Annotated in this window: 24 protein-coding genes and 1 tRNA gene; 11 read left to right on the forward strand and 14 right to left on the reverse strand. The window is 41.2% G+C overall.

Annotated features, from left to right (window positions below):
• Nucleotides 1–115 precede the first annotated feature (115 nt).
• Nucleotides 116–346 (forward strand): hypothetical protein, encoded by a 231-nt coding sequence (locus tag ACM5QX_RS06105; protein WP_414752817.1) that lies wholly within the window; start codon nucleotides 116–118, stop codon nucleotides 344–346.
• A gap of 53 nt (nucleotides 347–399) precedes the next feature.
• Complete coding sequence (locus ACM5QX_RS06110) at nucleotides 400–651, forward strand: type II toxin-antitoxin system HicA family toxin (protein ID WP_190674376.1); 252 nt, start codon at nucleotides 400–402, stop codon at nucleotides 649–651.
• A 130-nt stretch (nucleotides 652–781) separates the two neighbouring features.
• Here the strand turns inward: ACM5QX_RS06110 and ACM5QX_RS06115 are convergent, their stop codons facing one another.
• Entirely contained in the window at nucleotides 782–979 is a 198-nt protein-coding gene (locus ACM5QX_RS06115) for a hypothetical protein (RefSeq protein WP_414752818.1), read from the reverse strand.
• 206 nt (nucleotides 980–1,185) lie between these two features.
• Here ACM5QX_RS06115 and ACM5QX_RS06120 point away from each other — a divergent pair, with 206 nt between their 5' ends.
• A complete protein-coding gene (locus ACM5QX_RS06120) occupies nucleotides 1,186–1,455 on the forward strand; it encodes a type II toxin-antitoxin system prevent-host-death family antitoxin (protein ID WP_414752819.1) in 270 nt (89 codons plus the stop codon).
• Between the two features lie 8 nt (nucleotides 1,456–1,463).
• Entirely contained in the window at nucleotides 1,464–1,745 is a 282-nt protein-coding gene (locus ACM5QX_RS06125; protein WP_414752820.1) for a type II toxin-antitoxin system RelE family toxin, read from the forward strand.
• Between the two features lie 80 nt (nucleotides 1,746–1,825).
• Here the strand turns inward: ACM5QX_RS06125 and ACM5QX_RS06130 are convergent, their stop codons facing one another.
• The 3 genes from ACM5QX_RS06130 to ACM5QX_RS06140 form a co-directional block, all read right to left on the reverse strand.
• Nucleotides 1,826–3,433 carry a NuoF family protein gene (locus ACM5QX_RS06130; protein WP_414752821.1) on the reverse strand — a complete coding sequence of 536 codons (1,608 nt, stop codon included), beginning with the start codon at nucleotides 3,431–3,433 and terminating at the stop codon, nucleotides 1,826–1,828.
• Between the two features lie 231 nt (nucleotides 3,434–3,664).
• The gene (gene hoxE, locus ACM5QX_RS06135; RefSeq protein WP_011321316.1) at nucleotides 3,665–4,159 is read right to left on the reverse strand and encodes a bidirectional hydrogenase complex protein HoxE; all 495 of its coding nucleotides are present in this window, start codon (nucleotides 4,157–4,159) and stop codon (nucleotides 3,665–3,667) included.
• Nucleotides 4,160–4,257: 98 nt separating this feature from the next.
• On the reverse strand, nucleotides 4,258–4,800 hold the full coding sequence (locus ACM5QX_RS06140; RefSeq protein ID WP_414752947.1) for a universal stress protein: 543 nt from the start codon (nucleotides 4,798–4,800) through the stop codon (nucleotides 4,258–4,260).
• 299 nt (nucleotides 4,801–5,099) lie between these two features.
• On the opposite strand from ACM5QX_RS06140, the gene rpsO reads away from it, so the two are divergent.
• From rpsO to ylqF, 5 genes are all read left to right on the forward strand, one after another.
• The gene (rpsO, locus tag ACM5QX_RS06145; protein ID WP_011321314.1) at nucleotides 5,100–5,369 is read left to right on the forward strand and encodes a 30S ribosomal protein S15; all 270 of its coding nucleotides are present in this window, start codon (nucleotides 5,100–5,102) and stop codon (nucleotides 5,367–5,369) included.
• A 12-nt stretch (nucleotides 5,370–5,381) separates the two neighbouring features.
• Complete coding sequence (locus ACM5QX_RS06150; protein WP_011321313.1) at nucleotides 5,382–5,852, forward strand: PAM68 family protein; 471 nt, start codon at nucleotides 5,382–5,384, stop codon at nucleotides 5,850–5,852.
• Between the two features lie 263 nt (nucleotides 5,853–6,115).
• A complete protein-coding gene (aroF, locus tag ACM5QX_RS06155) occupies nucleotides 6,116–7,174 on the forward strand; it encodes a 3-deoxy-7-phosphoheptulonate synthase (RefSeq protein WP_414752822.1) in 1,059 nt (352 codons plus the stop codon).
• 116 nt (nucleotides 7,175–7,290) lie between these two features.
• Nucleotides 7,291–7,674 (forward strand): VOC family protein, encoded by a 384-nt coding sequence (locus ACM5QX_RS06160; RefSeq protein WP_414752948.1) that lies wholly within the window; start codon nucleotides 7,291–7,293, stop codon nucleotides 7,672–7,674.
• 87 nt (nucleotides 7,675–7,761) lie between these two features.
• Complete coding sequence (gene ylqF, locus ACM5QX_RS06165; protein WP_414752823.1) at nucleotides 7,762–8,643, forward strand: ribosome biogenesis GTPase YlqF; 882 nt, start codon at nucleotides 7,762–7,764, stop codon at nucleotides 8,641–8,643.
• 62 nt (nucleotides 8,644–8,705) lie between these two features.
• Here the strand turns inward: ylqF and ACM5QX_RS06170 are convergent, their stop codons facing one another.
• Entirely contained in the window at nucleotides 8,706–10,190 is a 1,485-nt protein-coding gene (locus ACM5QX_RS06170; protein ID WP_414752824.1) for a VanZ family protein, read from the reverse strand.
• 448 nt (nucleotides 10,191–10,638) lie between these two features.
• Here ACM5QX_RS06170 and ACM5QX_RS06175 point away from each other — a divergent pair, with 448 nt between their 5' ends.
• Nucleotides 10,639–12,279 carry an adenylate/guanylate cyclase domain-containing protein gene (locus tag ACM5QX_RS06175; protein WP_011321308.1) on the forward strand — a complete coding sequence of 547 codons (1,641 nt, stop codon included), beginning with the start codon at nucleotides 10,639–10,641 and terminating at the stop codon, nucleotides 12,277–12,279.
• A 108-nt stretch (nucleotides 12,280–12,387) separates the two neighbouring features.
• On the opposite strand, the gene rpsU is transcribed toward ACM5QX_RS06175, so the two are convergent.
• From rpsU to ACM5QX_RS06205, 6 genes are all read right to left on the reverse strand, one after another.
• Nucleotides 12,388–12,576 (reverse strand): 30S ribosomal protein S21, encoded by a 189-nt coding sequence (rpsU, locus tag ACM5QX_RS06180; RefSeq protein WP_010994916.1) that lies wholly within the window; start codon nucleotides 12,574–12,576, stop codon nucleotides 12,388–12,390.
• Nucleotides 12,577–12,706: 130 nt separating this feature from the next.
• The gene (locus ACM5QX_RS06185; protein ID WP_010994915.1) at nucleotides 12,707–13,015 is read right to left on the reverse strand and encodes an RNA recognition motif domain-containing protein; all 309 of its coding nucleotides are present in this window, start codon (nucleotides 13,013–13,015) and stop codon (nucleotides 12,707–12,709) included.
• A 206-nt stretch (nucleotides 13,016–13,221) separates the two neighbouring features.
• The gene (locus tag ACM5QX_RS06190) at nucleotides 13,222–14,748 is read right to left on the reverse strand and encodes a slipin family protein (RefSeq protein ID WP_414752949.1); all 1,527 of its coding nucleotides are present in this window, start codon (nucleotides 14,746–14,748) and stop codon (nucleotides 13,222–13,224) included.
• A 48-nt stretch (nucleotides 14,749–14,796) separates the two neighbouring features.
• Nucleotides 14,797–15,378 (reverse strand): YdeI/OmpD-associated family protein, encoded by a 582-nt coding sequence (locus ACM5QX_RS06195; protein ID WP_414752825.1) that lies wholly within the window; start codon nucleotides 15,376–15,378, stop codon nucleotides 14,797–14,799.
• 397 nt (nucleotides 15,379–15,775) lie between these two features.
• Nucleotides 15,776–15,847 (reverse strand) — tRNA-Asn (locus ACM5QX_RS06200).
• A 208-nt stretch (nucleotides 15,848–16,055) separates the two neighbouring features.
• On the reverse strand, nucleotides 16,056–16,982 hold the full coding sequence (locus ACM5QX_RS06205) for a carbohydrate ABC transporter permease (protein WP_414752826.1): 927 nt from the start codon (nucleotides 16,980–16,982) through the stop codon (nucleotides 16,056–16,058).
• A gap of 201 nt (nucleotides 16,983–17,183) precedes the next feature.
• Between ACM5QX_RS06205 and trxB the strand changes: the two genes are divergently transcribed.
• Nucleotides 17,184–18,554: a thioredoxin-disulfide reductase gene (gene trxB, locus ACM5QX_RS06210; RefSeq protein WP_414752827.1), complete on the forward strand. Its 1,371-nt coding sequence runs from the start codon at nucleotides 17,184–17,186 to the stop codon at nucleotides 18,552–18,554.
• A gap of 168 nt (nucleotides 18,555–18,722) precedes the next feature.
• On the opposite strand, the gene ureG is transcribed toward trxB, so the two are convergent.
• Genes ureG through ACM5QX_RS06225 form a run of 3 tightly spaced genes read right to left on the reverse strand, consistent with a single transcriptional unit; the run spans nucleotide 18,723 to nucleotide 20,028 of the window.
• A complete protein-coding gene (ureG, locus tag ACM5QX_RS06215) occupies nucleotides 18,723–19,325 on the reverse strand; it encodes an urease accessory protein UreG (protein ID WP_011321301.1) in 603 nt (200 codons plus the stop codon).
• A 55-nt stretch (nucleotides 19,326–19,380) separates the two neighbouring features.
• Nucleotides 19,381–19,599, reverse strand: coding sequence for a toxin-antitoxin system HicB family antitoxin (locus ACM5QX_RS06220; protein ID WP_414752828.1), 219 nt, complete (start codon nucleotides 19,597–19,599; stop codon nucleotides 19,381–19,383).
• A 6-nt stretch (nucleotides 19,600–19,605) separates the two neighbouring features.
• Complete coding sequence (locus tag ACM5QX_RS06225) at nucleotides 19,606–20,028, reverse strand: putative toxin-antitoxin system toxin component, PIN family (RefSeq protein ID WP_414752829.1); 423 nt, start codon at nucleotides 20,026–20,028, stop codon at nucleotides 19,606–19,608.
• Nucleotides 20,029–20,059 lie beyond the last annotated feature (31 nt).

Raw genomic sequence — 20,059 nt, forward strand, 5'->3', positions numbered from 1 at the left:
TGCCGTTGCATAAATGCGGGATGAACTAAAGGCTGAAACTACTAGTATTTCGTTCAGAATTAAGCTAAATTATCCCATAAGCCAGCAATGCCAAAAATCTAATTGCTGAATAAGCATGATACTACCAATAAATTACTGCCTTCATAACATTTTTCATCTCATGCTGGTAAAGTGCGATCGCCTTTGGTTTTTGAGGTGTGCGATCGCTTTGGTGATTTTGGGAAAGTGCGATCGCTTTTGTGATGTTGGAGAGAGTGCGATCGCTTTGATTGGGTTTTTGGAGTGTGCGATCGCGTTTGATGGGATGGCGATCGCTTTGGTGATGTTGGAGAAGTGCGATGTGTGAAGTTTAATATAAAAATAATGTTCTCAGCCAGTTACAAGGAGTGATTCGTCATCATGGTTAGAGAAATTAAATTCACAGAATTAGAGAAATTGCTTTTAGAGACGGGGTTTGTAACCATGCAGACCTTTGGCTCTCAAAAGATTTACCAGCATCCATCATCTGGTACACTAATAGTCCTGCCTGATTACGAGCAACAAGCGGATGTCAGAACATTGCATTTAGTTGCAGTGCGCCGCATACTATCGGAAAATGGCTTGATGGATAGCGATCGCTTCAACAGTTTTTTGAACAAGGTAGCAAGCTAAATGCCACATGCGATCGCCTGTGTGATGTTAGGAAAGTGCGATGTCTAACGACAAGCCTTACGGCTACGCCTTTTGGTTTTGAGATATGCGATTACCGGACTTAAGAAAGGGATCGCTTATATCCCCTTCTTTACTCAGACTGTTGTGCAGATGTTTTCACATCATCAATACTTAACTCCAAAGCCTCCGCTATCTGCGCGATCGTCAACCCAGCAGCTAACATTGGTGGTACAGCAAGTAACTTTCCTTCCTGTCTTCCTTTCTGTTCTCCTTCCTCAAAGGCTTGTTGATAGAATAGTGTTTGCTTTAACTCGCTTAATCCAAACATTTTCTTTCGGTAGTTTTGAGAAGTGCGTTAGTGCAGCTTAACGAAGTTATCGCTTTTTTTGGGTTTGATGAGATATGCGATCTCGAAGCGCTGACTACTCAGTTCGCGTTTATTTTTTCGCAAGATATTAGGATAATCAGACTTAACAGAAATATCAATAACCCACTTGTTAAAATAACTAAAAAAGCATTAAGGAAAACTTGAAAATGCGCCAATTTCCCCTTCAAGAAATCCAAAATCTCCACAGTGATGCCCTACAACAAGCTACAACCGAACCCATCATCCTGACAAGTGAATCACAATCTAGTTACGTAATTATGTCAGTAGAAAATTACGAGCAATTAATGAATCGAATTACCCAATTAGAAGATTTAATTTTAGGTCAACAAGCACAAATTGCTGTGGCTAAATCTAACATGATAGGCTCAGAAATTTTTACCGCAGAACTCGAACGTTTAGCAGCGCTTGATGACTAATTTACAGTATGGCAAAATTAGACGGTTTAGAAACAGTTCTCGAATTTCTCAGAGGTTTACAGGCTAAAATAGCTGCTCAAATCGCCAAAAAAGTCATGTCGCTCAATATTGACCCCCTACCCGCAGACTATAAAGAATTAACTGGTTATCCTGGATACTATCGCGTAGATTCGGGAGAATATCGTATTGTTTACCGCTTTGATCCAGATGCAGATTTAGTTGAAGTGATTTTAGTTGGTAAACGTAACGATGATGAAGTATACAAACAACTCAAACGTTTGCTGGGGTAAGAATTTACGGCATTGCATAAATGCGGGATGCAATCATAAAATTTTAATTTTAAAACTCTTAGTCCGACAAATTCATCCTTTCACTCGGCTATCAACGCCAAATATTCATCACGGAAGTAACGCAATGTACTAAATACCGGATTAGGCGCAGACTGACCAAGACCACACAAGCTGGTATTCTTTACCATGTCACACAGTTCTTCTAACAGTTCTAAGTCAGCAACTGAAGCCTTACCTTCCCGAATCTTGCTCAATAATCCATGTAGCTGCACAGTGCCCACCCGGCAGGGAATACATTTACCACAGGATTCATCCATACAAAATTCCATGAAAAATCGGGCAACATCTACCATGTTGGTGGTGTCATCCATAACAATCATCCCGCCAGAACCCATCATAGAACCCAAGTTAGTTAAAGATTCGTAGTCTACAGGAGTGTCAAAAGCCGAAGCGGGAATACATCCCCCAGAAGGGCCACCTGTTTGTACAGCTTTAGCAACGCCACCATCGGGAATACCACCACCCATCTGTTCGACTATTTGCCGTAAGGATGTACCCATCGGCACTTCTATTAAACCTGTATTGCGAATCTTACCAGCCAGAGCAAAAACCTTCGTCCCCTTACTTTTAGCCGTACCGATACTAGCAAACCAGTCCGCACCTTTACGAATGATGGGGGCAATATTGGCGAATGTTTCGACGTTATTAATTAAAGTAGGATAACCCCATAAACCAGACTCAGCCGGGTAAGGAGGACGGGGATGAGGGACACCGCGTTTACCCTCAATGGAAGCCATCAAGGCTGTTTCTTCGCCGCAGACATAAGCCCCCGCACCAATGCGGATATCGATTTTAAAATCAAAGGGAGACTCAAATATATTACTACCTAACAAACCGAGCCTTTGGGCTTGATGAATAGCAGTTTGTAGGCGTTTGATAGCAATGGGATATTCTGCCCTAACATAAATATAACCTTGACTAGCACCCACAGCATAGGCAGCGATCGCCATTCCCTCCAACACCCGATGCGGGTCACTTTCCAACACACTCCTATCCATGAAAGCCCCTGGGTCTCCCTCATCCGCATTACAGATGACAAATTTGCGCTCTCCCTTCGCCTTAGCCACCGTTGCCCATTTCAAACCCGTGGGATAGCCAGCGCCACCACGCCCCCGCAAACCACTACGGTTAACACTGTCTACAACTCCCGCCGGTGTCATTTCCCGCAACACTTGGTAAAGCGCCTGATAACCTTGAGCCGCAATATAAGCTTGAATCCTTTCCGGGTCAATTTTGCCACTGTTCTCTAAAACAATTGGCGCTTGATAAGTAAAAAATGGCTGTTTTAAGTCAATAACTGACAATTGTGCCGCTTTCCCCCTCAAAGTACCAACAATCACTGACGCATCTTCAGACCTAACCTTCCCGTAAAGCTTTTGTGTCGTCTCTTCTTCCCCACTCCCCTCTACCTCCACCAAAGGCCCCTGACAACACAAGCGCATACAACCAACACCAGCGACTTGTACCCCATCCTCCAAACCTTCAGCTTTCACTGCCTCTTCTAATCGTTGTTTAACCGCTTGCGAATTTGCAGACAAACAACCAGCCGCCGTACAGCAGCGAATCTGCACTGGTTTCTGTTGAGAGCGTTCCTGTCTGCCAATATCTAGTAATTCATTCAGTTCCATGTTTTCTCTCAACTCCCCAAAACAAGGCAACACATTAGGATTTACGCACTGAACCAAAAAAACTTCTGAGGGTGGTCAATAGTCAATAGTCCACAGTCCAAAAACCTTAATTTTGACTATTGGCTATGGACTATAAGTCCTACAGATATCAACCTGAAAACCAAAATCAAATCTGACTTTCTTAATTTTGAATTTTGAATTTTGAATTTTGAATTTTGAATTTTGAATTGTTTATAGCCATCCTTGCACGCGCTCACTCACTGATTCTGGGGTTTGATTACCTAATACTTTGCCATCAAAAACCACAGCCGGAGCAATCCCACAAGCACCCAAACACCGTGCCGTTAGCAGTGATAATTGACCATCCGCAGTAGTTTCCCCAGCATGAATGCGAGTAGACTTTTCCAAATCAGTCAAAATTGCTTGTGCGCCTTTCACATAACAAGCCGTACCCGTACACACCACACAACTATGGACTCCCTGGGGCGCTAGGGAAAACAAATGATAGAAAGTTGCTACTCCATACACTCGGCTAGGCGGTAGCTTCAAGCTATGGGCAATATAAAGTAATAAGTCGTTTTCTAAATAGCCAAACAGTTCTTGGGCTTTGTGAAGAATTTCAATTAATGCGTCTTGCTGATACTGGTGACGCTTGATAGCTGCATCCAGCATCTTCAAGCGTTTATCACCACTGGGATGGGGATGAGGTGGCGTTGTGGTAGTCATGGGTAATTTGAGGTCTTTACTAGGTGTGAGGGTATGAGGGTATGAGGAAAAGAAAGATTTATCCCTAAACCCCTATACCCCTACATCCCTATTTCTAACTATGCAGGCAATGGCTGCGGTTCTTGAGTTGGATCCTGCACTGGTTCTGTATCTTTAACTCTGCCTAAATCATGTACTATATGCACTGAACAAGGGGTATGGTGCAGGACGTAATTACTGACACTACCAAGGAATAATTCTTTGACTCCGGATAAGCCCCGATGTCCCATCACAATTAAATCAGCATTCCAATTAGTAGCTAATTTACAGATGGTGCGGCCAGGGTTGCCAAGGGTTTGGGAAAATTCAGTGGAAACTCCTTGGGTATTTGCTTTGGCACACAGCGTTTGCAACATCCGTACACCCTCATTTTTAAAGGTGTCCCATTGTTTTTGGTATATCTCAAAACTTTGACCGTTTAAACCAGGATAGTAGTCATAACCAGAAACCATCGGTATATGCGGACTGCCTTCTTCTTCCGGAGATAGGACGTGCAGCAATAATAATTTGGCTTGTGTTGCTTTTGCTAAAACCAGCGCTTGTTCAAAAACTTGCTGCCCTATGTCGGAGCGATCCAATGCAACTAAAATTTTTTTTAACATATCTACCTCTGAGGTGTGGGGAGTCATTTTTTACTCCCCACTCATAACTAAAGTTTTGACCTTATATCTACTGTTTATAGAAGAATAATTTGAGGAACTTGTGAGGGGAAACCATCCCAGCTTAATAGCACCGAAAAAATATCTTTCTTCCCCTGCTTCCCCACTTCCCCTACACCCCCCTATTTAAGGTTGGTGAACTACTAGCCCCTATATTTCTGCAAAACACCACACAAATTAAGGGCTGTGATATGATGGGAGACTGCTGCATACATTTAGAATGAATATAAATTGAATCAATCATGGCTCTGACGCAACAGCGCAAACAAGAAATAATTAATAACTACCAAGTTCACGGAACTGACACCGGTTCTACCGATGTCCAAATCGCTATGCTGACTGAACGGATTAACCGCCTCAGCGAGCATCTACAAGCCAATAAAAAAGACCATTCTTCTCGCCGGGGATTGTTAAAACTGATTGGTCATCGCAAGCGCCTTTTGGCTTACTTGCAACAAGAAAGTCGGGAAAAATATCAGGCTTTGATTAGTCGTCTTGGTATTCGTGGATAGGGACTACCGTTTATGCCTGCTGAAGAATCTGAACGCAGTCGTTTGCCTTTTGAACCAAAAAAAAAGCGCCAAAAACCTGCAAAAGCTCCCAGTAAGCCACCAGTACAGCTAAAAGAAGCCGACAAGCAGGACAAAAAGCAGCTACCTTATACTAAAGAAGAGATGGCAATTCCCCAAGTGGTAAGCCAAAGGATGATCCGCCGTGTAGCGGCATTCTGCGGTATACCAACAGCTTTGGGTATCACTACTTTAGTTTCTAGTTACCTGCTGACCATTTATTCTGATATCCAACTAGCTCCCATCGCTGTTTTATTGGTGAATATGGGATTTTTTGGTTTGGGGGTGTTGGGGATCACTTATGGTGTCCTATCTGCCTCTTGGGATGAAGAAAGAACTGGTAGTCTCTTGGGTTTAGGTGAATTTGGCACCAACTGGGGACGAATGGTAGAAGGTTGGCGCGAAACGCGGCAAAAAAAGGTGTGAAAAACGGCGCTCAAGTGTTCAGATAACTGTCTTGTTGGGTAAGTTTTGGAGTCGATGTTGAAGTTTACACTTGAATAACTTCAACATTACTAAGGAAAAATTAATAATCATCAACTCAACCCAATAGGCAGTCACAAAAGCACTGAGCGCTTGTGTTTTTTATATTTATTAAACCTATATTTAAATCGTTGAGGAAGTCACCAATTAATATATAAGAACTAAGGTGACTGAGAACTGATCACTATATAAATAGGGATTTTTATATGATAGTAGTCATGAAAGTCGGTTCCCCAGAAGTGGAAATCAACCGGATTAATGATGAATTAACCAGTTGGGGGCTGACACCAGAAAAAATTATCGGCAAACACAAAGTAGTAATTGGCTTAGTAGGTGAAACCGCCGATTTAGACCCCTTACAAATTCAAGAAGTTAGCCCTTGGATTGAGCAAGTATTACGGGTAGAACTGCCCTATAAACGCGCTAGCCGCCAATATCGTCACGGTGAAGCCTCGGAAGTAGTTGTTAATACTCCAGATGGTCCAGTCGTATTTGGTGAAAACCAAGCTTTAGTGGTGGTTGCTGGTCCCTGTTCCGTCGAAAATGAGGAAATGATTATTGAGACGGCGCAGCGCGTCAAGGCAGCCGGCGCTAAGTTTTTACGCGGTGGTGCATATAAGCCCCGTACTTCACCTTACGCTTTTCAAGGTCATGGCGAAAGTGCTTTAGAATTGTTGGCAAAGGCGCGGGACGTTAGCGGCTTGGGTATCATCACCGAAGTGATGGACGCGTCGGAACTGGATATTATTGCAGGAGTGGCTGATGTTATTCAGGTAGGTGCAAGAAATATGCAGAATTTCTCTCTACTGAAAAAAGTAGGGGCGCAACCAAAACCAGTATTACTGAAGCGAGGAATGGCAGCTACTATCGAAGATTGGTTGATGGCAGCCGAGTACGTTCTAGCAGCAGGTAACCCTAATGTAATTTTATGTGAACGAGGTATTCGTACTTTTGACCGTCAATATACACGTAACACTTTAGATTTGTCGGTAGTCCCAGTATTGAGGAAATTAACTCACCTACCAATTATGATTGATCCCAGTCATGGTACGGGTTGGGCTGAGTATGTACCATCAATGGCAATGGCGGCGATCGCAGCTGGTACTGATTCTCTGATGATTGAAGTACACCCCAATCCTAAAAAAGCCCTATCCGACGGGCCGCAATCCCTCACACCAGAACATTTCGATCGCTTAATGCAGGAATTAGCAGTTATTGGTAAAGCTGTAGGACGCTGGCCACAACCAGCAGTTGTAACTGCATAAACTGCATTAATAAGCTAATCAAAGTGCGAAAATCAACAGGGGTATTGATCATAATTGATACTCCTGTGACTTCTAATCTAGCGACTCAATGGCAGACGCTATATTCATCAATAATTATGGGTTTCCACTATACAGATGCACTAATCACTCTCGCCACACTCAATATTAATCAATTGGTGACCTTTTACACTAACTTCTTAGAACAACAACCAATAACTTCCATACCCAATGTGTATGCCGAGTTTCTTGTTGCTGGAATGCGATTAGGTATTTTTCAACCTAAACAGACTCACGAGTCCGAATTTCACAATTCAACTAAAAGTAAAGTGAGTTTGTGTTTAGAAGTCAGTAATTTAGAAGCAGCGATCGCACATATCAGCGATTTAGGTTATCCCCCACCAGGAGAAATTGCGATCGCCTCCCACGGTAGAGAAATTTACGCCTACGACCCAGATGGCAACCGTCTGATTTTACATCAAGGCATCACAGGTAATAATTAGAAGTGAGATTCAAAACCGCGTTCCTTGTGCGTGGCTGTCTTTAATTTTGAATTTTGAATTGATTCATACTCCCAACTCCCTCAAATTATGGGCTTAACTGATAACTACAAATTAAATTTAATTCAATGGTATCCGGGGCATATTGCCAAGGCGGAAAAGAATCTTAAAGAACAGCTATCGCGGGTAGATGTGGTATTTGAGGTTAGAGATGCGCGGATTCCTTTGGCTACCCATCATCCACAAATAGATGAGTGGGTGGGAAATAAGGCGCGAATTTTGGTATTGAATCGATTAGATATGATACCTCCACAGGTGCGATCGCTGTGGATAGATTATTTCCAAAATCGCGGCGAAGTCCCTTATTGTACCAATGCCCAACACGGTCAAGGTGTGGCTGGTGTGGCAAAAGCAGCCCAAGCCGCAGGGGTAGAACTGAATCAAAGAAGACGCGATAGAGGAATGCTACCTCGCGCAGTGCGTGCAGTGGTTATCGGCTTTCCTAACGTTGGTAAATCAGCCTTAATCAACCGTTTATTAGGAAAACGCGTTGTAGAAAGTGCTGCTCGTCCTGGTGTAACACGTCAACTACGCTGGGTGCGAATTTCTGACCAGTTGGAACTGTTAGATGCTCCCGGAGTCATCCCCGTTAAATTGGGTAATCAAGAAGCAGCAGTGAAACTAGCAATTTGTGACGATATTGGTCAAGCGTCTTACGACAATCAGCTAGTAGCTGCGGCCTTGATTGATCTAGTCAATGCACTCCAAGAACAAGCCGGTGAGTTATTACCAAGATCACCCCTATACGCACGGTACGAACTCGACCCTACACCCCACACAGGAGAAGGGTATTTACACGCTTTAGCAGAATATCGCCACAAGGGGGATGTGGAAAGAACGGCAAGGCAATTATTAACTGACTATCGCAAAGGCTTATTGGGAACTTTACCTTTAGAGTTACCACCAATGTAAATCGCAGGAATTAAAATACTGCTGACCTTTTTTGAATTTTGAATTCCCGAATGGGTTGACCACTAACTGATCGTTTTTAGTCTAGCTGCCCGGATTCTCAAAAATATCATGGTCACTGCTGTAAAAGAGATACCAAGCAGTAGGTGTTTGATACTGAAATCTTTGCCACTTTCACTAACTAAAATACCTTCTAACATCAAAGAAGGTATCAGAATTCCACTATAAAATAAAATTCTATAAAATATTAATTTTTTTCTAGCTAGGAAAGTGATTATTCCTAAACCTATTCCTAAAGGCATGAAAGTGAGTGCATAATAAAAAATTCGCTGCTCTTTGGGAATTAAATCCAGCAAGCTAAAAGAATGAAAATTTTCTAGCTTATCTACATATATTTGGATATTACCTCTGGAATAGGTGATAACAAGATGATGAAGGTAAGTGTCTGTAAAAATATTAGGTATATTTAGTTTCAATTCCGTCCCATTTTCTCCCGTAAGCGGTGTACGTAAGCGGAAGTCTAGGCTATTTCCCTGCTGTCCTAGCGTCCAATTGCGGCGTTGAGAACTACCAGAAACAGAGATAATTCGTGCTGGGCCTTTCTGGTTTACATTGGTAGTGGCGATCGCTGTACTAATAGTAAACTCCGATGTCTGACTCATTCTTTGGCTAAGATGGCTGACAGGAGTCGATGTTTTCAACCAATGATGAGCATCTAAAAATGCACCTTGGCTTTTTGATGTACTGGCAGACCTTCCTTGCCATAATAGCTCTGGCTGATTACCTGTTTGGTCTTGATAGCAACATTCACCATTCAGTTTATAGTGAGCTACTAAAGAATTACCGAGCTTATGCAAGTAATTGGCATCAGCTAGAGTTTGTGATGCCTCATTTCTGGATATAGCTCTATCAACAATAGAGATTTCCGATACATATCCTGCCCATGCTTTATTACCTGTAATTTCATTACCAACACTCAAGTAATAATTACTATCCCAATTACTTAAATTAGTTGTACCTTGCCAGAATAGTGAGATAAACAATGTCAAAACTAAATAACCACAGAAAAAACAAATAATTAGTTTAGATGATTTACTCACTCGACTTGACTCTAGTTTTTCTACTGTACTACTAAAGCTTTTTGCATTCCATATAGAAAAACCAATAAACCCAAATAAGCCTCCTAAACTATTATTCAATAAATCAGCAGGCGTAGGACTTCTAGAGGGTAAGAATATCTGGAGAAATTCAACTGTTAATGACAAGCCAAAGCTAACCAAAATTACGAAGAAAATTTGTAATGTAATTTTTTTGATCGAATTTTGGCATAAGTTACCGAAAGTCCAACCCACGGGTAGAAACAATAAAATATTATTCACCTGGTCTTGGAAGGAGCTTGAATTATTAAAGCTGGCGATAATTTCAGTAATTGAAAATTTTACTATTTTTGAAAAATTAAATGGGTAAAGAGTAGCTATTAATACAATAAAAACGCTAATAAGGAAAAATATCCAATTATATTTTTGCGGATTTTGTTGGCTTCTCACCATAAGGAATAATTGTTAATAATTACTGATGAATACTCAGTATATAGATTGAGATAATTCTGACGCTCTTATAATATTATTTGCTCAAATAAAATTCTGATCAAATAAATGTATTTTTTATATGAAGATATTATAAATTAAAAATAAAGATACTTGCTTATACTTAAAATGTGGCTTTTATTTTGGTTAGTGATAAACATTGTATAACCCAAGACAAAATGAGATTATTTCCTATATATACAGGTCATATTCAGAGGAAATTAAGTAATTTCTCTGAGTCGCCTCTCATAGAGCTTTAAAAACTTTTCAATATAATAGATGCGTAATATTTACTACATATAGTTGTCGATCTTCATTAAGAGTGCCATAAAGAAAAGGTAAAGACTATCCTTCTATTCTTTGCCTTAGACAACTTTGTGTTCCCATCTGTCAGGATACATATATTACACCCATGACTGAACTGACTTTACGCCTACAACAAGGAGATACGGAAACAACTGTTACCGTGAATCGAGATGTGTTCACAATTGGTCGGTTGCCGGAATGTAATTTATACTTACCGTTCGCTGGTGTTTCTCGTAAGCACGCTCAATTGGTAAAAAAAGCTGATGGTAAATGGATAATTGAGGATCTGGGTAGTAAAAACGGAACACAAGTTAATCAAAGCATTGTTAGCCATCCACGACAGTTGCAGCATGGTGATGTCATTTGGTTGGGGAATGTGAATTTAGTCGTGATGTTTCAAAAACCTGTAACAGTAGTCTCGATTGAGCCAGTACCAGTTTCTGATGTTGGCGAACAAAGAACCATTTTTCGCAGTGCCAAGCAACTACAACAACAATGGATAGAAGCCAATAGTGATGATGGTGACATCAGCAATAAGAATAAAACAATTGCCCGGCTTAAGGACTTAGTAGACATTGCCAAAAATCTGTGTGCAGCTGCATCCATCGAGGAAATCTTTTTTCAGGTACAACAGGTTGTGTTTCGTTACCTCGGTAGTATTGACCGTTTAGCATTATTAATTGATGTCAATGGTTGCGGTCATCTAGAGCTAGTCAATGCTGGTACTCGAAGTAAAACTCAACAGCAATATTTATTAGCTGATGCTAGTTGGATTAGTCGTAGTATCTGTCAAAAGGTATTTGAAGAAAAAATCGTCATCCAAACTGCTGACACTCACAAAGATGAGCGGTTTTCTAGTGAACACAGCATTTTACTCAAAGGCATTCGTAGCGCGATGGCTGTACCGTTATGGGATGAAAATAAAGTTGTAGGCGTGCTTTATGCTGATGCTCATTTGTCTTCTTATCACTGGGAGAGAGATGGCGAAGAAGAACTCAGCTTTTTTTCCGCTTTGGCAAATCTTGTGGCTTCTAGCGTCCAACGTTGGTTATTGGCAGAGAAACTGAAAACAGAAGAAGTTATTCGCCATCGCCTAGAACGCTATCATTCTCCGGCCGTCGTCCAACAATTGATTTCTATTGGTGGTTTACCCGATGGTCGCTTACCCCCCGCAGAAAGCGAAATCAGTATTTTGTTTGCTGATTTAGTGGGATTTACAGCTATTTCCGAAAGATTAACACCAACAGCGATCGCTCAATTATTAAATAACTTATTTGAAGAGATGTTACAAGAAGTGTTTGCCTGTGGCGGCACTTTAGATAAATATATCGGTGATTGTATCATGGCATTTTTTGGCGCGCCCGAACCCCAAGCAGACCACGCTGATCGCGCCACTGCTGCGGCTAAAGGTATGCTTATTCGGATGGAACATCTCAACGCCAATGGTTTCTGGCAAGAACCGCTACAGTTGCGTATAGCCATTAACAGTGGGAAGGCCGTTGTTGGGGATGTTGGTAGCTCTCAACGGGTAGAGTACACAGCCTTAGGCGGAACAATTAATTTAGCTGCGCGTATGGAAGCAGTGTGTCCACCTAGCGAGTGCGTCATTAGTGAAGCCACTTATGAATTACTTTCACAACGTTATGATTTTCAAAAAATGGGAGATTATCGTTTTAAAGGAATTGATAGATTAGTCAAGGTGTATCAAACAAAGCTACAACACGTCACAACCATTATTAATCATTAGTTACGTGTCATTCCTGATTTTTCTACCTTTTTTCTTTCCTGAGCTAAATCGCTAAAAGAAAACCCTCATAAGCACTATGAGGGTTTTCTTTTGTCTCTATGTCATCCTTTAGGTGCGGAAACGTCTTTTGCTCTGCTTGTGCAAGGCGAGTTTTTTGCGCTTGCTTTTTTCAATGGGCGTTTCAAAGTGACGGTGCTTCCTCATGTCTTGGAAAATTCCCGCTTTGGAAACTTCTCGCTTGAATCGGCGTAAGGCTGACTCAATGTGTTCATTCTCACCCACTACTATTTGGGTCATTATCTCTCCTGCTAAATTAGCTTAATTAATGGCTCATAATGGTAAGCCGTTCAGTTGACTCAAGTTTAAAAAAAAGGCGTACTCTTTGTCTAATCTGAAAATCGGCTACAAAAATTTCAGCTTTAAAAGCTTAGTAGCGGTTGCGTCCACCGCCTCCACCGTATCCTCCCCGATTACCACCAGAAGGACCTCGGTCTTCTCTGGGCTTGGCTTTGTTAACTTTTAGGTCACGTCCCATCCATTCAGCACCATCAAGAGCTTCGATAGCGGCTGCTTCTTCAGCTTCACTTCCCATTTCCACAAAACCAAAACCCCGTGGTTGTCCTGTTTCGCGGTCAGTAGGTAGTTGAACACGCTTTACAGTACCGTATTCTGCAAAAACGGCACTTAAGGTGTCTTGGGTAACTTCGTAAGAGAGGTTGCCTACATAAATTGACATCGATGGTCTCCAAAATTGTTACTGTCTAGAGATGTAAATTTCGGAGAAAAGCCTGTAAATACTAAAAGGGAAAAGCCCGTCAATACTAAAAACAAAGATACTCACCGAATTAACTCTCCTTTTCTAGGATGACATAGAAGCCAATTCTCTGCATCTATCTTAGATAATTAGTTACGTAGGATTGTAAATTATCGAAAATATAGCTTTTAATTGCGATTAATCCGAATTAATTCCGTCAAAATGCTGTCTAAACTGCCATTTACTTGGATTTTCTCAATCTTCTCGGCAATTCGCTCTAACACCTCCAATTCCTTTAAACGCAAGGCTACGGGGTTATCTTCCATGACCTTGGCGGTATTCAACATACTGCGAGTGGCTGCTGTTTCTTCACGACGGCGAATTACGTTGGCTTGGGCAGCTTTCTCTGCTTCCACAACTTTGCTTAAGATTGTCTTAATTTCACCGGGAAGAATAATATCTTTCACCCCGACTGAATCTACTTCGATTCCATAATCGGCAGTTTTCTGACGAATGTATTCAAAGATGCTGCTATCAATTGCGCCTTTATCCTCCAACAAAGCATCCAAGCTTTTCTCACCTACAGCACCACGTAAAGCAAACTGCAATTCCTTATATAAGTAATTGATGATATCAGATAAGCCGTTTTTGGCTCTCAAGGGGTCGAGAATGCGGTAGCCAGCAGTTAAGTTCAAGCGTAAGGGTACTTTATCTTTAGAGAGGATATCTTGCCCGGATACTTCCAAAGTTTGTTGACGTAGGTCAAAAACTTCCGTTTGCCAAGAACGTCCAAATAACCACCATGCGTGCTTCCCTGAGGGTAGTTGTGCTTGGAACTCTTGATTAATGTATAGCAAGCCAATGTGTTGTGGTGGTACTTCGCAAAAGTGTAAGTAATTGCGGCTCAAAGCTAGAACCTCCGGTAATCCAGACACTAACTCAGCAATAAGGGAGGTTGGCAATTTAGCATCGCTGCTGATGTCAATTACTTCTACTTCCACGCCTTGCCAGAATAGCTTGCGGCTGGTTGGTGGTAGGATGGCAATGACTTTACCCTGATAACGAGCGATCGCTACTTGTTGACTCTGTAACTGTACCGTTTCGCAATAAGTAGCCACAAAATCAGGGTGTCGCTCAATCAATATTTCTTCTAAGGGAAAGTCTGGATTAGGGATAAGACGACTGATAGTCCGCACCGAAACATCCCGATCAAGCGACCAAAAAGCGTACTCTCCTGTGGAGAGCGATCGCACAAAGTTATTCTGCACATACAGCAAACCAAGCTCATACTCAGAAATCTGGAATTTCTTGATTCCACTCAAAGTAATTCCCCGTAATTGCTGCACGAACTCAGCCGGTAATTCCAAATTGGTTTCCAAATTGAAAAAATGAGCTTGTACCTCTATGAAACCACGCCAAAATACCCGCAATTGATTAGGTAAAACACTCAGCCAAATTTGACCACACCTGACTAAAGCAGCCTGATTAAATCCTGTCCTAACTACTAGCAAATACTCCTGTAATTCTGCACCATAATTTCTTAGCAATAATTCCAAGTTCTCAATCTTAGCTTCAGGCTGATTGAGGTCATAAGTTTTAACTTGCCAATGCCCACCAAAATAAATGTAAGTTCCCGGCTGTAAGATTTTTTTGAAATCACTGCGATTATATAAAATACCGATTTCGTTAGGTTTGATATAAAAATTTTTCCACATATTAATTTGCATAAAAAACTTAGATAATTTCACTCAAACTCAATACATTTATAACTTAGTAATTTTGTTTTGTAATGCTAAGTTGATAGTTTCCTCAATTCGCTTCAGCCTTGTTTCTGGACGTTTAGCACTGGCAAGCCGTAAAAGAATATTTTTCTTAGATGAGTTACTTAATCCCGAAAAATATGTATTAGCTGTTTCATTTGCTGCTAAGGCTTGTTGTAAGTCATCGGGAATAATTAATGCTTCTATGTCATCTAATGCAATCCATGAGCCATCTTGTTTTGCAGCATTAATTTTCGCTAAACCAGCCTCAGTCATCAAACCTTGTTCGCTCAGTTCTTGGATATATTGTTTATTTAATTTTGACCATACACTTTTCTGTTTTCGAGGGGTAAATATCTGCATATAACGTTCTTCGTCCAAGGATTTAACTTTACTATCAATCCAACCAAAACATAAGGCTTCTTTGACTGCCTCATTATATTTAATACTTGGTTTACCACTTTTGACTTTGTAGTAAATTAGCCATACCCCAATTGATGTTTGGTAGTTTTGTGTCAACCATTCCCGCCATTCTTGGCGATCGCTGGCCTGGAATGTTTGTAATTGATTATCAAAGTTGGGCATAGCAGTAACTTATAAATAAAGAAGTTGATATCCTATAAAACTCGCCTGTATTACATATACTACATTATATTTTAAAACTCTGCAAATGTAGGTGTTTACAGTTCAGTTACGGGCGAATGTGTCTCCAAAACTGGATTAAGATTGCTGCTACTTGCGTCTAGAGTACCCAAGGGTCATCTAGAAATGGACAACAGCATCAAATATGTCGTTCAGTTTGCCTAAATAGGAAACCGAAGGAACATACTCAAGTTAGGGAGAGAACATCCGCTCTAGCTCCTTCACTGCTACTACTGAACATCACCAGGTGATGACCAATAGTAAACCTACATCACAGAGTTTTTCTCAAGTTAAATTGGCTACTTGGAAGGTAGTTGTCTTTTGACCCGGACAGGGTGGGGAGAAAGTATAGGAATCGAACCTACAAAAAATCGATTAACAGTCGATCGCTCTACCAGTGAGCTAACTTTCGCTTTGTTTGATGTAGCATAAGCTTTATCGGCTCTGCCACTGACCTTATCAAACGGTGCAAAACAGTAACCTATTACTTTGCGGTATACGCTCAATCCAGAGGTTGGCGCACCAGTTGGGTATACAGAACCCAAACCATAGCTCGGCAAATATATTACTATCTTGTAACTTAATGTAGCATAGTAAAATTCAAGGCGGTAGTCTCAGTATTAAACTAGACCGTCTCCCCCTGGTTGACTAATAACCAAGCGCAAAACTGATAAAGCCAAAATGATCAAAAATAGTACTAGTCCAATGGTGCAGGCGTAGCTAATTTCTAAATTACTAAAGGCTTGCTCATAGAGATAATAAACAATGGTTTTCGAGCTATTGAGCGGCCCTCCTTGAGTCATGATGTAAACTTCCTCAAATACCTTAGTAGCAGAAATCGCGGAAATTACTGCTACTAGTGCTAAATAGGGTTTCATTAAAGGGATGGTAATATCCCAATGTTTACTAATACCATCTGAGCCATCAATGGCGGCGGCTTCATACACATCTGCGGGAATTGATTGCAACCCAGCTAGATAAATCACCATGTAATAGCCTAGTCCTTTCCATATCGTCACAGCCATAACACTGGCTAAGGAAATTGGCACAATACCGAAAATTTTAGCGGAAGTAGTGAGCCAGGGAATACCTTCTGGGAAAAGACCAATTGTTTTGAGCAACTGATTAAGTAAGCCATTTTCGGCGTATAGCCACTTCCAAGCGATACCTGCAACCACCATAGAAATTACTACTGGTGTGTAGTACGCGGCTCTAAACCAATTAATTCCGCGTAGTTTTTGATTCACTAAGATTGCCAACCCTAAAGGCGCAATCACCAAAATCGGCACTACAGCGACAAGATAAAGAAATGTATTTTCTAAAGTTTTCCAGAAAACAGCATCTTTCCACAACCGGAGAAAGTTTTTAACACCTATCCACTGCGGTGGTTGACTCAGGTCTTCGTAGCTAGTAAAACTCAGGTAAAAGGCTTGCAACGCTGGCCAAAAGACAGTTAAGCTCAACAAAATCAAAGCAGGTAGCAAAAACAGATAGGGAGTCATCCGCCGCTTGATGAGTATCCAATCTTTAGCCGTCAATTGATTCATAAAAGCGTTCTATCTCTGCTATCTACCAAAGCTAATTTATCTTACACGAACAGTTGCCACTGATTCCGCAGGAGACGGGCGAAAAGCCAGTAGCTATCTTGAAGTGGCTCAAGCTAGTAGATGTTTTCTTGTCACTCCCCTTGCTAATAAGATATGTTATGTTATATTAAACGTAGTCGTTATGAGTTCGTTATAAATAGTATGTCTAACCCAACTGTAGAAAACTTAGTCATTATTGGTTCTGGGCCAGCAGGGTATACAGCTGCTATCTATGCGGCGAGAGCTAACCTAAAACCCGTTGTATTTGAAGGTTTTCAAGCTGGAGGTTTGCCTGGTGGGCAACTCATGACAACGACTGAAGTAGAGAACTTTCCAGGGTTTCCCCAAGGAATTACCGGGCCGGAATTAATGGATAGGATGAAGGCTCAAGCAGAACGCTGGGGGGCTGAGTTATATACTGAAGATGTTATATCAGTTGATTTGAGCCAACGTCCATTTACTGTGCGCTCAGAGGAAAGAGAATTTAAAGCACACAGTATTATTATTGCCACTGGTGCGACGGCAAAACGTTTAGGTTTACCTAGCGAGCATCAATTCTGGAGTCGGGGGATTTCGGCTTGTGCAATTTGTGATGGTGCAACCCCAATTTTCCACGGTGCAGAGTTAGCTGTGATTGGTGCTGGCGACTCGGCGGCGGAAGAGTCCATATATCTCACCAAGTACGGCTCGAAGGTTAATTTGTTGGTGCGTTCTGAAAAGATGCGGGCTTCTAAAGCGATGCAAGACCGCGTTTTGAGTAACCCCAAAATCCAAGTGCATTGGAACACAGAAGTTGTGGATGTGTTTGGTAATGGTCACATGGAAGGGGTGAAAGTCCGCAATAATAAGACTGGGGAAGAAACCACAGTACAGGCCAAGGGTTTGTTCTACGCTATTGGTCACAAGCCGAACACTTCTTTATTTCAGGGACAACTAGAACTGGATGAAATTGGTTATGTTGTCACTAAACATGGTTCACCAGAAACGAGTGTAGAGGGTGTCTTTGCGGCAGGTGACGTACAAGACCATGAGTATCGTCAAGCAATTACGGCGGCTGGTAGTGGTTGTGCGGCGGCGCTGTTAGCGGAACGTTGGTTGTCATCGAATGCGTTGATTCAAGAGTTCCATCAAGAACCAACAATTAATAATGAGTTAGAAACTCAGCCAGTAGCGCCAAAAACCGAAGCGGAACAAGAAGCAGGATTTGAATTGAGCGCAACTCGCCATAGTGGTGGCTATGCTTTACGGAAATTATTCCATGAAAGCGATCGCCTACTCATTGTCAAATACGTCTCCCCTGGCTGTGGCCCTTGTCATACCCTCAAGCCAATCTTAAATAAAGTTGTCGATGAATTTGACGGCAAAATCCACTTTGTGGAAATCGACATTGATCAAGACCGGGATATTGCCGAAAATGCTGGGGTAACCGGCACACCAACTGTTCAGTTCTTTAAGGATAAAGAACTGGTGAAAGAAGTTAAAGGTGTCAAGCAAAAAAGTGAGTATCGCCAGTTGATTGAAGCTAATCTTTAGGAAATGGGGAATAGGGAATGGGTACAATGATTTTTAATGTTTATACCAATTCTCTATGAAGTTGCACCAAATAAATGATGTAGAGACGTTGCGTGCAATGTCTCTACAGTCCAGAGTAAAGCACATCTTCATTAAGAAACGGTATTAGTACCCAAGACCCATTTTCTTCTACACAGGACAGATATGATGACAAACAAATTCAATTACATCGTTGAGTCCTTGTTGAGTTTTTAAATTAGTAAAAATAAAGGGTTTATCGCCCCGCATTTTTTTTGCGTCTCTTTCCATGACGCTTAAATCTGCGCCGACGTAGGGGGCTAGGTCAGTTTTATTAATTACTAATAAGTCAGATTTGGTAATTCCTGGGCCGCCTTTACGGGGGATTTTGTCACCGGCTGCTACATCAATTACGTAAATTGTTAAATCTACTAATTCAGGACTAAAGGTAGCGGCTAAATTATCTCCACCACTTTCTAAAAAGACTAAATCTAAATCGGTGAAACGCTGTTCTAGCTGTTCAATTGCTGCCAAATTCATGGAAGCATCTTCCCGAATCGCTGTATGTGGACAACCGCCTGTCTCTACGCCTAAAATGCGATCGCTTGTTAAAGCTTGAGAACGGACTAAAAACTGGGCATCTTCTTGAGTATATATATCATTTGTCACCACTGCCAGCTTATAGCGATCGCGCAATGCTTTACACAAAGCATCAACTAAAGCCGTCTTCCCCGAACCCACCGGGCCTGCTACCCCAACACGAAAAGCATTCATAAGTTAATGGTCAATTATATCTGACTGGTGCTTGCAATTTGTACCATTAGATTCCTTATTCTGTAAGACTATCAAGTTTAGCTAGTATTCTTAAACCTTCTTCTACACTACCAGCAGCAGCCATTGCTTTAAATCTGGTGTAGGTATCAAATTCTACTAAAGCTATGGTAGACAATTCTTCAATTAGCTTATTAACACTTATACCTCTAGCTTGAGCAAGTTCTTTTAATCTGGTATGTTTTTCTTCTGGTAGGCGAATAGTTAAAGTACCCATGTTAATTTAACTCCTAATGATTTCTTCAGGTTTTGCGATTAATAAATTAGGAAATAATAGTTCAGTATTTTGAAAATCTTTGAGATTGTTAGTAGCAATTATTTGAGCATTACCAGCAACAGCTAATTCAATTAAATGATTATCAGCTTCATCTTTTAAATTAGGTCGCCATAAGTAGTAAATAGAAATCCATTGGCTTATACTTATAAAAGATGCGAGTAAAGCAGAAATTTCCTCACTGCTTAACGAACACTTGGCGGTAACTTCTTCTTTCTGAATCACTGATTCGTACTCCAAGAATAAAGCGTTCCCCATTAGAGGATGATATTCGCCTTGCAAACAACGTCGAATAAGTTCTCTACTTGCACCTTTAGATCCAATAATGGCACTAATAAAAACGCTAGTATCAACTACAATTTTAACAGCCATGTGATTATGATAGCATATATGCTGTCATATT

It is taken from the genome of Anabaena sp. CCY 9910 (assembly GCF_963920875.1).
Taxonomy (GTDB): domain Bacteria; phylum Cyanobacteriota; class Cyanobacteriia; order Cyanobacteriales; family Nostocaceae; genus Trichormus; species Trichormus variabilis.